Annotated in this window: 15 protein-coding genes; 4 read left to right on the forward strand and 11 right to left on the reverse strand. The window is 56.8% G+C overall.

Translation table 11 applies throughout. The annotated features are described in order from the left end of the window. From livG to livK, 4 genes are read right to left on the reverse strand one after another with little or no spacing between them, the layout of a single operon-like run. A complete protein-coding gene (gene livG, locus AC0TN7_RS01755) occupies positions 1-768 on the reverse strand; it encodes a high-affinity branched-chain amino acid ABC transporter ATP-binding protein LivG (protein WP_024906698.1) in 768 nt (255 codons plus the stop codon). Further along, on the reverse strand, positions 765-2,042 hold the full coding sequence (locus AC0TN7_RS01760) for a high-affinity branched-chain amino acid ABC transporter permease LivM (RefSeq protein WP_024906697.1): 1,278 nt from the start codon (positions 2,040-2,042) through the stop codon (positions 765-767). Before AC0TN7_RS01760 ends, livG begins: the two co-directional genes overlap by 4 nt. Then, positions 2,039-2,965, reverse strand: coding sequence for a high-affinity branched-chain amino acid ABC transporter permease LivH (livH, locus tag AC0TN7_RS01765; RefSeq protein WP_008500099.1), 927 nt, complete (start codon positions 2,963-2,965; stop codon positions 2,039-2,041). The genes AC0TN7_RS01760 and livH overlap by 4 nt, the downstream gene beginning before the upstream one ends. Positions 2,966-3,011: 46 nt before the next feature. Further along, on the reverse strand, positions 3,012-4,121 hold the full coding sequence (gene livK, locus AC0TN7_RS01770; protein ID WP_463727393.1) for a high-affinity branched-chain amino acid ABC transporter substrate-binding protein LivK: 1,110 nt from the start codon (positions 4,119-4,121) through the stop codon (positions 3,012-3,014). A gap of 424 nt (positions 4,122-4,545) precedes the next feature. Between livK and panM the strand changes: the two genes are divergently transcribed. Continuing rightward, positions 4,546-4,929, forward strand: coding sequence for an aspartate 1-decarboxylase autocleavage activator PanM (panM, locus tag AC0TN7_RS01775; RefSeq protein WP_023334145.1), 384 nt, complete (start codon positions 4,546-4,548; stop codon positions 4,927-4,929). Between the two features lie 177 nt (positions 4,930-5,106). Here panM and livJ read toward each other — a convergent pair whose 3' ends face one another. From livJ to ftsY, 6 genes are all read right to left on the reverse strand, one after another. Next, complete coding sequence (livJ, locus tag AC0TN7_RS01780; RefSeq protein ID WP_024906694.1) at positions 5,107-6,207, reverse strand: branched chain amino acid ABC transporter substrate-binding protein LivJ; 1,101 nt, start codon at positions 6,205-6,207, stop codon at positions 5,107-5,109. 197 nt (positions 6,208-6,404) lie between these two features. Next, positions 6,405-7,670 carry a 4-aminobutyrate--2-oxoglutarate transaminase gene (locus AC0TN7_RS01785; RefSeq protein ID WP_267217719.1) on the reverse strand — a complete coding sequence of 422 codons (1,266 nt, stop codon included), beginning with the start codon at positions 7,668-7,670 and terminating at the stop codon, positions 6,405-6,407. Between the two features lie 136 nt (positions 7,671-7,806). After that, a complete protein-coding gene (gene rpoH, locus AC0TN7_RS01790) occupies positions 7,807-8,664 on the reverse strand; it encodes an RNA polymerase sigma factor RpoH (protein WP_024906692.1) in 858 nt (285 codons plus the stop codon). Between the two features lie 251 nt (positions 8,665-8,915). After that, positions 8,916-9,971 carry a permease-like cell division protein FtsX gene (ftsX, locus tag AC0TN7_RS01795; protein ID WP_024906691.1) on the reverse strand — a complete coding sequence of 352 codons (1,056 nt, stop codon included), beginning with the start codon at positions 9,969-9,971 and terminating at the stop codon, positions 8,916-8,918. Next, on the reverse strand, positions 9,958-10,629 hold the full coding sequence (gene ftsE / locus AC0TN7_RS01800) for a cell division ATP-binding protein FtsE (protein ID WP_023310016.1): 672 nt from the start codon (positions 10,627-10,629) through the stop codon (positions 9,958-9,960). Before ftsE ends, ftsX begins: the two co-directional genes overlap by 14 nt. 2 nt (positions 10,630-10,631) lie before the next feature. Continuing rightward, positions 10,632-12,092, reverse strand: a complete 1,461-nt coding sequence (ftsY, locus tag AC0TN7_RS01805) for a signal recognition particle-docking protein FtsY (RefSeq protein ID WP_157188476.1) — start codon at positions 12,090-12,092, stop codon at positions 10,632-10,634. A gap of 127 nt (positions 12,093-12,219) precedes the next feature. On the opposite strand from ftsY, the gene rsmD reads away from it, so the two are divergent. Together rsmD and AC0TN7_RS01815 are read left to right on the forward strand one after the other, a co-directional pair. After that, the gene (gene rsmD, locus AC0TN7_RS01810; RefSeq protein WP_024906689.1) at positions 12,220-12,822 is read left to right on the forward strand and encodes a 16S rRNA (guanine(966)-N(2))-methyltransferase; all 603 of its coding nucleotides are present in this window, start codon (positions 12,220-12,222) and stop codon (positions 12,820-12,822) included. Then, complete coding sequence (locus tag AC0TN7_RS01815) at positions 12,806-13,087, forward strand: DUF1145 family protein (RefSeq protein WP_090420791.1); 282 nt, start codon at positions 12,806-12,808, stop codon at positions 13,085-13,087. The genes rsmD and AC0TN7_RS01815 overlap by 17 nt, the downstream gene beginning before the upstream one ends. A 60-nt stretch (positions 13,088-13,147) precedes the next feature. Here the strand turns inward: AC0TN7_RS01815 and AC0TN7_RS01820 are convergent, their stop codons facing one another. Further along, positions 13,148-13,504, reverse strand: a complete 357-nt coding sequence (locus AC0TN7_RS01820) for a DUF2500 domain-containing protein (RefSeq protein WP_473701790.1) — start codon at positions 13,502-13,504, stop codon at positions 13,148-13,150. Positions 13,505-13,633: 129 nt separating this feature from the next. Here AC0TN7_RS01820 and AC0TN7_RS01825 point away from each other — a divergent pair, with 129 nt between their 5' ends. Then, on the forward strand, positions 13,634-14,260 hold the full coding sequence (locus AC0TN7_RS01825) for a lysoplasmalogenase (protein ID WP_024906687.1): 627 nt from the start codon (positions 13,634-13,636) through the stop codon (positions 14,258-14,260). Positions 14,261-14,271 lie beyond the last annotated feature (11 nt).

Consider the following 14,271-nt stretch of genomic DNA (forward strand, 5'->3'; position numbering starts at 1 on the left):
TTATGCCTCACCCAGGTATGCGCGGATCACGTCCGGGTTGTTGCGGATCTCTTCCGGCGTGCCGTTTGCCAGCGGCGTCCCCTGGTTAACCACGTAGATACGGTCGGAAATGCCCATTACCAGCTTCATGTCGTGCTCAATCAGCAGAATGGTGGTGTCGTGGTGATCGCGCAGCTCGGCAATCAGCTCGTCCAGCTCTTTGGTCTCTTTCGGGTTGAGGCCCGCCGCCGGTTCGTCGAGCATCAGGATCTCCGGCTGGGTCACCATGCAGCGCACAATCTCCAGACGACGCTGGTCGCCGTAGGCCAGGTTACTCGCCTGACGGTTGGCGTGCTGCAGCAGGCCAATGCGGTCGAGCCAGGTGGCGGCGCGATCGAGCGCTTCATCCTGGGCGCGGCGGAAGGCCGGGGTTTTCAGCAGGCCGGAGAACAGCCCGGTTTTCAGCTGCTGATGCTGCGCGACCAGCAGGTTCTCAATCACCGTCATCTCGCGGAACAGACGCACGTGCTGGAAGGTACGCACCACGCCCATGCGGGCAATCTGCTGGCCCGGCAGCCCTTCAAGATGCTTGTCGCGCAGCATGATGGTGCCGCCCGTCGGCTTGTAAAAACCGGTCAGGCAGTTAAAGACGGTGGTTTTCCCCGCGCCGTTCGGGCCAATCAGGGAGACAATCTCTTTCTTGTGCAGATCCAGTGACACATTGTTGACCGCCAGCAGGCCGCCAAAACGCATCATCAGACCGTTAACGGATAATAATGGCTGACTCATGCCTGCTCTCCTTTCGCCTGAGTGCGTTTCAGCTTCAGCTGTGGACGAGTCATCGGCAGCAAGCCCTGCGGACGCCAGATCATCATCAGCACCATCAAACCACCCAGCATCAGCATGCTGTATTCGTTAAAGTCGCGCATCAGCTCGCGCGAGACCACCAGCAGGATGGCCGCGAGGATAACGGCGAACTGCGAGCCCATACCGCCCAGCACCACAATCGCCAGCACAAAGGCGGATTCGGCAAAGGTGAACGATTCCGGGCTTACAAAGCCCTGACGGGCGGCAAACAGCGTCCCGGCGAAACCGGCAAACGCGGCGCTGATGGTGAACGCGGTCAGCTTGATGCGGGTCGGGTTCAGGCCCAGGGAACGGCAGGCGATCTCATCTTCGCGCAGCGCTTCCCACGCGCGGCCCAGCGGCATGCGCAGCAGACGGTTAATCACGAACAGGGTAATCACCACCAGCAGCAGCGCCACCAGATAGAGCCAGATTACACGGTCGGACGGGTCATACTTCACGCCGAAGAAGTTACTGAAGGTGTCCCAGCCGCCTTCGCGGGCGGTACGGCTGAACTCCAGGCCAAAGAAGGTCGGTTTCGGGATCTGGCTGATACCGTTCGGGCCGCCGGTCACTTCGGTGTTGTTAAGCAGCAGAATACGGACGATTTCGCCGAAGCCTAAGGTCACAATCGCCAGGTAGTCACCGCGCAGGCGCAATACCGGGAAGCCGAGCAGGAAGCCGGCCGCGGCTGAGACCAGCCCCGCCAGCGGCAGGCAGGTCCAGAAGCCGAGGCCGTAATAGTGATTCAGCAGCGCGAAGGTGTAGGCGCCGATGGCGTAGAAGCCGCCGTAGCCCAGCACCAGCAGGCCGGAGAGCCCCACCACCACGTTCAGACCGAGACCGAGAATCACGTAGATCATGGTCAGAGTGGCGATATCCACGGTGCCGCGAGACACCACAAACGGCCACGCCACGGCGGCCACCAGCAGCGCCACGAGGAACAGCTTCTGCTTAACGGTAGACCCGTCGATGGCCGGCAGAACGAATTTCGGCCCGGAGACGTTTTTCAGCGACTTCTGGAACAGCGGACGCAACAGCTGGAACAGGAACACCACGGCAGTGCCGATAAATACCCACTGCCAGCGGATGTCGGGGGCGGTATCCACCACCAGCTTCGTCCCATCCAGACCTAACTGGACGCCCATAAAGACGCCTGCCAGCACGAAGAACATGGCGGCAGAGAGCAGCGCCATTGCAAAATGCATCGGTTTCATACTTTCTCTACCTCCGGACGGCCCAGAATACCGGTAGGCATCACCAGCAGAACCAGAATCAGCAGGGCAAACGACACCACATCTTTATATTCCGTGCTCAGATACGCCGAGGAGAGCGCTTCCGCCACGCCCAGGATCAGGCCGCCAATCATCGCGCCCGGAATACTGCCGATACCGCCCAGCACCGCCGCGGTAAAGGCTTTCATCCCGGCCATAAAGCCGATGTACGGGTTGATCACGCCGTAGAACTGGCCGAGCAGCACGCCCGCTACCGCCGCCATCGCGGCGCCAATCACGAAGGTCAGGGCAATCACGCGGTCGGTGTTGATGCCGAGCAGGCTCGCCATCTTCAGATCTTCTGCACACGCGCGGCAGGCGCGTCCCATACGCGAGTAGCGGATGAACAGCGTCAGGGCGAGCATCGCAATAAAGGTCACGACCCAGATAACAAGCTGCATGGTGGTGATAGAGGCCGCGAAGTTTTCGCTGGCCCCCACAATCCACTGGCCGTTAAACAGGCTTGGCAGCGCCACGTCGCGCGAGCCTTCGGTCAGGCTGACGTAGTTTTGCAGGAAGATCGACATCCCGATGGCGGAAATCAGCGCAATCAGACGCTTGGAGCTGCGCACCGGCCGATAGGCCACGCGCTCAATGCTCCAGCCGTAGGCGCTGGCAATCACAATCGCGCCGACAAACCCGGCGGCGACCAGCAGCCAGCTGCTGTCGATGCCCATCATCATCAGGGCGGCAATAATCATAAAGGAGACGTAGCTACCGATCATGTAGACCTCGCCGTGGGCGAAGTTGATCATGCCGATAATGCCGTAAACCATCGTATAGCCGATGGCGATCAGCGCGTAGGTGCTTCCCAGCGTAACGCCGTTAAACATCTGCTGCAGGAAATAGAGAAACTGCTCGGACATATGCAAACCTTTTTATACCCGCCCGGCGGTCCGGGCGGTGGGATAATTATTTGGCGGCCGAGGACGAACCGTCGGCGTGCCACTTAAAGACACCAAACTCAAATCCCTTCAGATCGCCTTTCTCATCCCAGTTCAGCGGCCCAATCACGGTGTTCGCCCCGTGTGCTTTTAAATCTTTCACCAGATCCAGCGGTTCTTTGCTGCCGGAGCGATCCAGCGCGGTGGCCAGAGACTGTACGGCTGCGTAGGTGATCCAGACGTACGGACCACTCGGATCTTTCTTCTGCGCCTTGAGCGCATCCACGATAGCCTTGTTGGCCGGATCCTGGTCATAGCGTTTTGGCATCGTCACCAGCATGCCTTCGGCTGAATCCCCCGCGATGTTTGACAGGGAGGCATTGCCCACGCCCTCTGGCCCCATAAACTGGGTTTTCAGACCGGTGGCACGCGCCTGACGCAGCATCTGTCCCATCTCCGGGTAGTAGCCGCCGTAGTAAACAAAGTCGATATTCTCTTTTTGCAGACGGGCGATCAGCGCGGAGAAGTCTTTCTCACCGGCGGTAATGCCGTCGAAGAAGACGATGTTCGCGCCGCCTTTTTTCAGGCCGTCCTGAACGGAGCGCGCCAGGCCTTCGCCGTACTGCTGCTTGTCATGAATAATGGCGATACGCTGCGGCTTAACGGCTTCAAGGATGTATTTGGCGGCGGTGGGCCCCTGAGAGGAGTCCAGACCGGCGGTACGCATAATGTGCTGATAACCGCGCTGGGTCAGCTCAGGGTTAGTTGCGCCAGGGGTGATCATCAGGATGCCTTCGTCTTCGTAGATATCAGACGCAGGCTGGGTGGAGGATGAACACAGGTGGCCGATCACATACTGGATGCCATCGTTGACGATTTTGTTGGCGACCGCGACGGCCTGTTTCGGATCGCAGGCGTCGTCATATTCCACGCCCACCAGCTTGTCGCCTTTGATGCCGCCCTTAGCGTTGATGTCTTTGATGGCCTGGCGCGCACCGTTGAACTCCATGTCACCCCACTGGGCAACAGGGCCGGACATCGCACCCACTACCGCAACTTTAATGTCCTCCGCCATAGCGGCATGCGAGATCGACAGTGCGACCATCCCCGCGATTAACGTCTTCGCGTTCCTTTTCATCTCTGAATCCCCATTCGTGATGTCGTGTTTATATTTTGTTTTATTATGGTTAAAAAGCATTCTGTACTTTTAATGAACAACGCTATTTTTACCAGTGCCTTTAATGGTTTAGCGCAGGTTTTTGTCAAAAACCAGACTAAAATCTCTATTTTTCATGCGATTAAGCAAAGATAATATTCTGAAATCAGGCAGAGATAAACAAATAAAAGTGCAGTTTGCAGCATAAAATAACGGTACAAAGCGCCGAATAAATCACTACACTTCAGGTTAAAATCCTGCTTATTTTTCGATCCATGTGTTTTCAAACTGCCCATCGCGTTGCCAAAAAACTAATCACCTGGTTAATGAGAATAAAAAGAGGAAGCCGCTGAGTGAATAAATTGAGTACACTGCCCCTACTGAATCTGATTTGGACAAGTAGCTAATGAAACTGACTATCGTGCGTCTGGTGACCTTTAGCGACCAGGATCATATCGACCTGGGCAAGATCTGGCCGGAATATTCCCCTTCGTCGCTACGCGTGGATGAGACCCACCGCATTTATGCCGCGCGTTTTAACGAGCGCCTGCTGGCCGCGGTTCGCGTCACCCTGAGCGGTACAGAAGGGGCGCTGGACTCGCTGCGCGTACGTGACGTCACCCGTCGTCGCGGTGTGGGACAGTATTTAATTGAAGAAGTGATCCGCGAAAACCCGAGCGTGACCTCATGGTGGATGGCTGACGTCGGCGTGGAAGACCGCGGCGTGATGGCGGCGTTTATGCAGGCGTTAGGGTTTACGGCGCAGGAGAGCGGCTGGGAGAAGCGCTAAAAGAAAGCCGGGTGGCGGCTGCGCCTTACCCGGCCTACAATTTCTACCGCATTTTCCCAAGCATTTCGTGTTGCAGGAAGGCGGCAAGTTATGAAATCCCCGGGAGCTTACATAAGTAAGTGACCGGGGTTGAATAACGCAGCCAACGCACCTGCGGCACGAAAGGCGACGGGAAAATTATTTGGCGTCAGTAGCAGTCCCGTTAGCATGCCAGTCAAACACGCCGAACTCGAAGCCCTTCAGGTCGCCCTTCGCGTCCCAGGAGAGTGGCCCCATGACGGTCTGGACCGTGTTCGCTTTCAGCCAGGTGGCAATCTCAGCCGGTTCGGCTGACTGGTTCAGGCCCGCCTGCAGAGACTGCAGCGCCGCATAGGTGGTCCAGACGAACGCGCCGCTTGGATCCTGTTTCTTCGCCTTGATGGCATCTACGATAGGTTTGTTCGCTGGCACCTGGTCGTAGTTCTTCGGTTTGGTCACCAGCAGGCCTTCGGCTGATTCACCTGCAATGTTAGACAGGGAAACGTTCGCCACGCCTTCCGGCCCCATAAACTGGGTTTTCAGGCCCGCAGCGCGCGCCTGGCGCAGGATCTGGCCCATTTCCGGGTGGTAGCCACCGTAGTAAACGAAATCAATATTCTCTTTCTTCAGACGCGCCACCAGGGTGGAGAAGTCTTTCTCACCGGCGGTGATCCCGTCGAAGAACACCACGTCGGCATTGGCTTTCTTGAGGTTGTCCTGCACTGAACGCGCCAGACCTTCACCGTACTGCTGCTTGTCATGAACGATGGCAATGCGCTTCGGCTTCACTTTTTCAACGATGTATTTCGCCGCGGTTGGGCCCTGGTCAGAGTCCAGACCGGTGGTGCGCAGGGTCAGCTTGTAGCCACGCGCGGTCAGCTCCGGTGCGGTCGCCGCCGGAGTGATCATCAGGATACCTTCGTCTTCGTAGATATCAGACGCGGGTTGAGTAGAGGAAGAGCACAGGTGACCGATAACGTATTTGATCCCGTCGTTCACCACTTTGTTCGCGACCGCGACCGCTTGTTTCGGGTCACAGGCATCATCATATTTTACGATCTGCAGTTTTTCGCCCTTGATACCGCCCTTAGCATTAATGTCTGCAACCGCCTGCTCAGCGCCGGTAAATTCCTGGTCGCCGTACTGTGCTACCGGACCGGACATCGCGCCAACCACAGCCACTTTGATGTCTGCCTGTGCCATGGTGCTGAATGCCAACGCGATACATCCTGCCAGTAACGCTTTACCCTTCATGTTCATCCTGAGATTCCCCATTATTATGGTTATTACGATTGTTGTGATGTTGTTGTGCAGCGCTTTATGTCAGTTATAGGTGTGCTGTTCGCGCTTTTTCAGCATACTCTGCTAAAACATACCCGATTTTTATGATTTTGGAATAGCTAATTTGAAATGAATATATGATAGGCCCGGCAGGGATTTTCGCCGGGCATGTGGCTTTAACGTGTCAGCGAGGCGGAGATAATGTCCAGCGCTTTACGGAACTGCACTTCAGGGATCGTCAGCGGATAGAGGAAACGAATGACGTTGCCGTACACGCCGCAGCTCAGAAGAAGCAGCCCTTCCTGCAACGCGCGCTCCTGCACCTGGCGGGTAAATTCCGGCGAAGGCTGGCCCGTTTGCGGGTCGTTAAACTCCACCGCCACCATTGAGCCCTGGGCGCGAATGTCCGCGATATACGGGCAGTGTTCCTTCGCTTTGTTCAGCACTTCCACCAGGTGATGGCCAAGATGCGCCGAGCGCGTGCAGAGATCCTCTTCATCAATCACGTCGAGCACGGCATGCGCCGCGGCAATCGCCAGCGGGTTTCCGGCGTAGGTACCGCCCAGCCCGCCCGGCGCAGGGGCGTCCATGATCTCTGCCCGGCCCGACACCGCTGAGAGTGGCATCCCGCCCGCCAGGCTTTTCGCCATGGTGATCAGATCCGGCTTCACGCAGTGATGTTCCATCGAGAACAGCTTGCCGGTACGGGCGAAGCCGCTTTGCACCTCGTCGGCAATCAGCAAAATGCCATGGGTATCGCACAGGGCGCGCAGCGCCTGCATAAAATCGGCTGGCGCGATGTTGAAACCGCCCTCTCCCTGAACCGGTTCGAGAATAATGGCCGCGACCTGGTCGGGTGCGATATCTGCTTTAAAGATGCGTTCCAGGCTTTTCAACGCCTCAGCGGTGCTGACGCCGTGCAGTTCATTCGGATACTGCGCGTGATAAACCGAACCGGGGAACGGGCCAAAGCCGAGCTTGTACGGCGCAACTTTGCCGGTCAGCGCCATAGTCATAAAGGTGCGGCCGTGGAACGCGCCGCCGAAGGTGATAAGGCCGGGACGTTTGGTGTACGCCCGGGCAATTTTGACCGCGTTTTCAACCGCCTCTGCACCCGTTGAGAAGAACGCCGTTTTAGCCGGACCGTCAACGGGCACGCGCTGGTTGATGCGCTCGGCAAGCGCGACATAGCTTTCGTACGGCACAATCTGGTACGCCGTATGGGTAAAGGCGTGGAGTTGTTTTTCGATGGCGGAAATGACTTTGGGATGGCGATGGCCGGTATTCAGCACCGCGATACCGGCGGCGAAGTCGATGTACTCGTTGCCTTCCACGTCCCACACCGTGGCGTTTTCAGCTTTATTGGCATAGAAGTTACACATCACGCCGATGCCGCGCGGCGTCGCCTGTAAACGCCGGTCGTTCAGTTCGTTGTTTTTCACCCTGTCCCCCTGAGAAAGTCGCCTGCTTAGCGCATCAGTAAGTGTTTGCCAGGGGGAGGGAATTCGCCAGAGCGGGCGCTAAAAAAACAAAACCCCCGGATTCTCATCCAGGGGTTCTCGGTGTACTTCGCAGAAATTACGCTTCGATAGCGGCGCGAAGTTTTTTCATGGCGTTCTTTTCAAGCTGACGGACACGTTCCGCAGAAACGCCATAGCGGTCGGCCAGCTCCTGCAGCGTGGACTTGTTGTCTTCGTCCAGCCAGCGGGCGCGGATAATATCCTGACTACGTTCGTCGAGGCCTTCCATCGCATGAGTCAGCTTGTTCGCGGCCTGATCTTCCCAGTTATCCTCTTCGATGCCATCAGCAAAGTTAGAGGTTTTATCCTGCAGATACAGAACCGGTGCCATTGGCTGGCTGTCAGAGGCGTCGTCGTCGGAGGACATATCAAAGGTCATGTCCTGCGCGGCCATACGGGATTCCATCTCACGCACGTCTTTGCTGGTTACGCCCAGCTCGCGCGCCACCATTTCCACTTCATCCTGATTGAACCAGCCCAGACGCTGCTTGGTTTTACGCAGGTTAAAGAACAGTTTGCGCTGCGCTTTTGTCGTGGCGACTTTCACGATACGCCAGTTGCGCAGCACGTATTCGTGAATTTCTGCTTTGATCCAGTGCACGGCGAAGGAGACCAGTCGCACACCCACTTCCGGGTTAAAGCGACGTACAGCCTTCATCAGACCGATGTTACCTTCCTGAATCAAGTCCGCCTGCGGCAGGCCGTAGCCCGCATAATTACGAGCAACGTGAACAACAAAGCGCAGGTGAGACAGGATCAGCGTCTTAGCTGCTTCCAGATCGCCCTGGTAATGCAGCTTTTCAGCAAGCTCCTTTTCTTCCTCGGCCGTTAACATCGGCCAGGTGTTCGCAGCCCGGATATAAGATTCCAGGTTACCAACAGGGGCTAAAGCTAAAGTTTGCATTTCTTTGGTCATTCATTCCTCTCAATGTTTCTTCTGGTCCAGGTCGTCCCCGTCAGGCAACAACCATGCCAAAACGTTTGAGCAACGAGATTAGCATTCACTCTTTTATCAGACAGTGATTTTATCCACAAGTTCCAGGTGTAACGGTGAATAAATTACGCACAAAATGTGACATGGAGATGATAACAGGGGAAGAGACAACAGGGACGCTTTCCCTGCAGAGCGAACATCTCGGTGCAGGGAAAGATTATATCACGCTTTTATTAGTCGGGAGTAAAGTGACGTAAATGTTGAACGGTTGCCAGCCAGGCTGCCACCCACCCAATCATCGAGCACACCAGCAGCAGTAACAGACACTCATCGAAACCTAAGCCGCTGATATTAAACTTCGTTCCGAAAACCTGCGCCACTTCAGTCACGGCAGATGAAAGCCGCATCACCAAAATTTCTGACAATATCAGTGAAAGAAATGCGCCGGAAAAACCGAGCAGTGCGCCACCGTAAAGGAACGGTCGGAGGATGAAGCCATCCGTCGCACCAATCAGTTTCTGCACGTTGATGGTATCGCGACGGGCAAAGATGCTCAGGCGAACGCTGTTACCAATGACGAGGAAGACCGCCGCCACCATCAGCACGCCAATCATCGCCGCGACGCGTCCTACCAGCCCGGTCAGGGCTGAGAGACGCGCAAACCAGCTGTCATCCATGCGCACTTCATCAATGCCCTTAATGCGCGTGATGCGATCGCGCAGGGTGTTAAGCGAATCGGTCCCCTGGAAATCCAGCTTCGGGATCACCACCGCCACGGCGGGCAGCGGGTTCTCTTCGAGCATATCCAGCGCGCCGCCAAAGCCAGACCAGTTACGGAACTCGCCCAGCGCGTCTTCACGTGAGAGATAGTTGACCTTCTCCACGCCCTGCTCGGCCTGGATTTGCCCAACCACCTGCGCAGCGGCGTTATCGTCGAGCGCTTTATCCAGATAGACCGTGATCTGCGGGGACGGATAATACTGTGAAGCCGCCTGGTTGACGTTTTTATAGACCATATAGCAGACGCTTGGCAGCGTCAGGGAGATGGCAATCACCATCACCGTCAGGAACGTCGCCAGCGGTTTGCTTTTCAGGTCCTGCAGCGCGCCGTGGAAAGCGTAGCGTACCTGTTCGTTAAACACGTTGGTTTTACGGGAGGCCGGTTTTGTCGCGGCCTTCTGGCGCTTCGGCGCATTACGATTGCCGTCACCACCGCCCTGCGGCTTACGGAAACGGTCAAACCGGTTCCCGAACTGCCGAATCTGGTTTATTGCATCACGCTTGTTCACCGTGGCCTCCGTGCAAATGCCCGTCGCTCAGGGTCAGCATGCGGTACGAACGACGGGAAATGAGCCCGATATCGTGCGTCGCCATCAATACGGTGACCCCTACGCGGTTGAATTCCTCAAACAGACGCAAAATCCCTTCTGAAAGGGCATCGTCCAGGTTACCGGTCGGTTCATCCGCCAGCAGCACGGCAGGCTTGTTCACCACCGCGCGGGCGATGCCCACGCGCTGCTGTTCACCGCCGGAGAGCTGGATCGGAAAGTTCTTCGCTTTGTCCAGCAGCCCGACCTTATCCAGCGCCGCAGAGACGCGACGGCGGATATCGTCATAGCTGGCGCCGGCAATAATCAGCGGAATGGCCACGTTATCGAAAACGGTGCGATCCATCAGCAGGTGGTGATCCTGGAAAATCATGCCGATCTGACGACGCAGGAACGGCACTTCGCGGTTTTTCAGGCGGCTGATCTCATGCCCGCCGAAAAAGATTTTCCCGGCGCTTGGCCGCTCGATCCCACAGATAAGCTTGAGCAGGGTACTTTTCCCCGCGCCGGAATGGCCGGTCAGGAATGCCATCTCGCCCGGCTGCAGGTGGAATGTCACCCCCTGCAGCGCTTGTCTCCCACCGAGATAGGCCTTGCTGACGTGTTCAAAGCGAATCATTGTTAGTCCTCTCGGGCAAATAATGCCTCAATAAAGTCGTCCGCCTTAAACGGACGCAAATCCTCAATACGCTCGCCCACACCGATGTAACGGATAGGAATGCCGAACTGGTCGGCCACGGAGAAGATCACCCCGCCTTTCGCGGTGCCGTCCAGCTTGGTCAGCGCGATCCCCGTCAGTCCTACCGCTTCAGTGAACAGCTTCGCCTGACTGATGGCGTTCTGTCCGGTGCTGGCGTCAATGGTCAGCATAATTTCATGCGGTGCGTCTTCGTCCAGCTTCTTCATGACGCGAACGATTTTCTTCAACTCTTCCATCAGGTGCGATTTGTTCTGCAAACGCCCTGCGGTATCGGCAATCAGCACGTCCACGTTGCGCGCCTTCGCCGCCTGAATGGCGTCGAAGATCACGGACGCGGAATCCGCGCCGGTATGCTGGGCAATCACCGGAATGTTGTTGCGCTGACCCCAAACCTGCAGCTGCTCAACCGCCGCCGCACGGAAGGTGTCGCCCGCCGCCAGCATCACCGATTTGCCCTGCTGCTCGAACTGACGCGCCAGCTTGCCGATGGTGGTGGTTTTACCTACGCCGTTCACGCCGACCATCAGAATAACAAATGGCGTTTTGCCTTCAATATTAAGCGGTTCGTCAACTTTTGCGAGAATTTCACCCATCTCGTCTTTCAGCAGGCCGTACAGCGCTTCGGCGTCGCGCAGCTGTTTGCGGCTCGCCCCTTCGGTCAGGTTGGAGATGATCTTACGGGTGGTTTCCACGCCGACGTCCGCAATCAGCAGCTGTTCTTCCAGCTCTTCAAAGAGATCGTCGTCGATCTTCTTGCCGCGGAACAGACTGATAAATCCGGAACCTAAGTTTTCTTTGGTTTTGAGCAGGCTGCGCTTCAGGCGGGCGAAGAAACCTTCTTTGGTCGGTTTTTCCTGCTCCTGAACGATCTCTTCTTCCGGTTCTTCTTCCACCGGCACCACGATGACCGCTTCTTCAGCGGCTTCCGCCGCCAGCGCCTGGGCTTCAAGCTCTTCGTCGGTCAGTTCTGGCTCGAGCGCCGCTTCTTCTTCCACCGCCTCAACGATTTCAACGGTTTCCGCTTCGGCCTGCCACTCTTCGGCAGACACCTCTTCGGCTTTCACCTCTTCCGGCAGCGGCAGCTCTTCATGCTCGATAACGGCCTGCGGCGCTTCGGTAATGTCATCAACGACAACCGGTTCTGGCTTCTCGCTCTCCTGAACCTGTTCCGTGACCTCAACCACCTCTTCTGCAAAGGATTCAACCTCTTCTTTGCTGTGCGCCGTTTCTTCCGCGTCGACTACCGCGGCGGTTTCTACAGGCGTTTCAGGCGGTGACTGCTCTTCAACGGCTTGTTGCTCTTCGGTTTTCTGTTCTGTTTCTTGCTCTTTTTCACCGAAGCCCAGCCAGGAAAAGAAGCCACGTTTTTTTTGTTTTGCCATCTGCGACTACACTCCTCGCGGCGCTATATACATGGAAGCTAAAAAAATGATGAAATAGTCTAACACTTTACTTAATTGACATCACCGCCCGCAATCGCAGGCCAATTGTTAACAGAGCTTTCCTGAGATGAAGAAACCCAACCGCGCCCCGGCCGGTCAAATTCGTATTATCGGCGGTCAGTGGCGAGGCCGGAAATTACCGGTACCGGACAGCCCCGGTTTACGCCCAACTACCGACCGCGTGCGCGAGACGCTGTTTAACTGGCTGGCCCCGTCAATGGTAGACGCCCACTGCCTGGACTGCTTCGCAGGAAGCGGCGCGCTCGGTCTGGAAGCGCTGTCGCGCTATGCCGCCAGCGCCACGCTGCTGGAGATGGAGCGCGGCGTGGCGCAGACGCTGCAGCAAAATCTGGCGACGCTGAAGGCGGGCAACGCCAAAGTCGTGAACACCAACACGCTGAGTTTTCTTGCGCAGAAAGGCACGCCGCATAACGTGGTGTTTGTCGACCCGCCGTTCCGTAAGGGGCTGCTGGAGGAGACGCTATCCCTGCTGGAACAAAACGGCTGGCTTGCGGATGACGCGCTAATTTACGTTGAAAGCGAAGTGGAAAACGGTTTACCGCCGGTGCCCGCGCACTGGGATCTGCACCGCGAAAAGGTCGCCGGTCAGGTTGCTTATCGTCTGTATCACCGTCAGGCACAAGGAGGATCCGATGCCGGTACTGATTAATCTGGGACGTTTGCTGATGCTGGGCGTCTGGGCGTTTTTGATTCTGAATCTGGTGCACCCGTTCCCGCGCCCGATGAACATTTTCGTTAACGTCGCGCTGATTTTCACGTCGTTTATGCACGCCCTGCAGATGGTGATGCTGAAAAACGGCCTGCCGAAAGATGGACCGCAGATGACGGGCTGGCAGCAGCTGCGCGTGTTTATCTTCGGCGTATTTGAGCTGCTGGTGTGGATGAAGAAATTTAAGGCGCAGGCGAAGAAATAAGGTGCGGGCTGATGCCCTCACCCTACCCCTCTCCCACAGGGAGAGGGAACCGTTCGTGCATTATTCCGTACTGAACCCTTCAAATCGCGACCCTTTGTAGCTCAGCGTTCCTTTCTCTCCCACTGTCAGCTGATGGTACTGCTGCGCCTCCAGGCGGAAGGTCATCTCCAGGTCGCCCGTTTCCGGCTTAAAGCTCGCTTCATAGCGCATTGTTGTGCCCGCAGGCGTCACCTGCTGCTGGCGTGAGCGGCGGTCATTGAGCGGTTTCTCGCGTTTGTTGGTCACCACCACGCGCTTTTGCATCAGGGGTGCGGCATCGTTATCCGCCTTCTCGCGGCGCTGCTGTACGAAGCGGAACGAGGCGGCAATGACGATAATCGCCACCACGATAATGAAAAACAGCGGCATCTTGCTCATTCTACAATCCCATCAGATTATGCGGAATTCAGGATACCCTGCCTTCCCCGCCATTGCCAAACGCCCGCCCGCGTCACTACACTGGATCAGAAACTGATTATTCAGACTTAACAGATACAGGGAGTTAATATGCTTTGGTCATTTATCGCTGTCTGTTTTTCCGCATGGCTTTATGTCGATGCGTCGTACCGCGGTCCCACCTGGCAGCGCTGGTTGTTTAAACCGGTCACGCTGTTGCTCCTGCTGCTGCTGGCCTGGCAAGCGCCGATGTTCAACGCCGTCAGCTATCTGGTGCTCGCCGGGCTGTGTGCGTCCCTGATAGGCGATGCGCTGACTCTGCTCCCCCGTCAGCGCCTGCTCTATGCCGTCGGCGCGTTCTTCCTGTCGCATCTGCTTTACACCATCTACTTTGCCAGCCAGATGACGCTCTCCTTCTTCTGGCCGCTGCCGCTGGTGCTGCTGGTGATTGGCGCGCTGCTGATCGCGGTGATCTGGTCACGTCTGGAAGAGATGCGTTTGCCGGTCTGCACGTTTATCGCCATGACCCTGGTAATGGTGTGGCTGGCGGGCGAGCTGTGGTTCTTCCGTCCGACCGCTCCGGCGATGTCCGCGTTCTTCGGTGCCGCGCTGCTGCTGATCGGGAATGTCGTCTGGCTGGGCAGCCACTATCGTCGCCGCTTCCGTGCGGATAACGCGATTGCCGCCGCCTGCTACTTTGCCGGGCACTTCCTGATCGTGCGTTCGCTGTATATTTAAATAAGTCTTGA

The sequence above is a fragment of the Enterobacter sp. PL_is511 genome, assembly GCF_055816065.1.

What these genes read in the sequence shown, in the direction of transcription:
- livG (WP_024906698.1), bottom strand. Translation starts at nt 768, where the DNA reads ATGAGTCAGCCATTATTATCCGTTAACGGTCTGATGATGCGTTTTGGC.
- AC0TN7_RS01760 (WP_024906697.1), bottom strand. Translation starts at nt 2,042, where the DNA reads ATGAAACCGATGCATTTTGCAATGGCGCTGCTCTCTGCCGCCATGTTC.
- livH (WP_008500099.1), bottom strand. Translation starts at nt 2,965, where the DNA reads ATGTCCGAGCAGTTTCTCTATTTCCTGCAGCAGATGTTTAACGGCGTT.
- livK (WP_463727393.1), bottom strand. Translation starts at nt 4,121, where the DNA reads ATGAAAAGGAACGCGAAGACGTTAATCGCGGGGATGGTCGCACTGTCG.
- panM (WP_023334145.1), top strand. Translation starts at nt 4,546, where the DNA reads ATGAAACTGACTATCGTGCGTCTGGTGACCTTTAGCGACCAGGATCAT.
- livJ (WP_024906694.1), bottom strand. Translation starts at nt 6,207, where the DNA reads ATGAACATGAAGGGTAAAGCGTTACTGGCAGGATGTATCGCGTTGGCA.
- rpoH (WP_024906692.1), bottom strand. Translation starts at nt 8,664, where the DNA reads ATGACCAAAGAAATGCAAACTTTAGCTTTAGCCCCTGTTGGTAACCTG.
- ftsE (WP_023310016.1), bottom strand. Translation starts at nt 10,629, where the DNA reads ATGATTCGCTTTGAACACGTCAGCAAGGCCTATCTCGGTGGGAGACAA.
- ftsY (WP_157188476.1), bottom strand. Translation starts at nt 12,092, where the DNA reads ATGGCAAAACAAAAAAAACGTGGCTTCTTTTCCTGGCTGGGCTTCGGT.
- rsmD (WP_024906689.1), top strand. Translation starts at nt 12,220, where the DNA reads ATGAAGAAACCCAACCGCGCCCCGGCCGGTCAAATTCGTATTATCGGC.
- AC0TN7_RS01815 (WP_090420791.1), top strand. Translation starts at nt 12,806, where the DNA reads ATGCCGGTACTGATTAATCTGGGACGTTTGCTGATGCTGGGCGTCTGG.
- AC0TN7_RS01820 (WP_473701790.1), bottom strand. Translation starts at nt 13,504, where the DNA reads ATGAGCAAGATGCCGCTGTTTTTCATTATCGTGGTGGCGATTATCGTC.
- AC0TN7_RS01825 (WP_024906687.1), top strand. Translation starts at nt 13,634, where the DNA reads ATGCTTTGGTCATTTATCGCTGTCTGTTTTTCCGCATGGCTTTATGTC.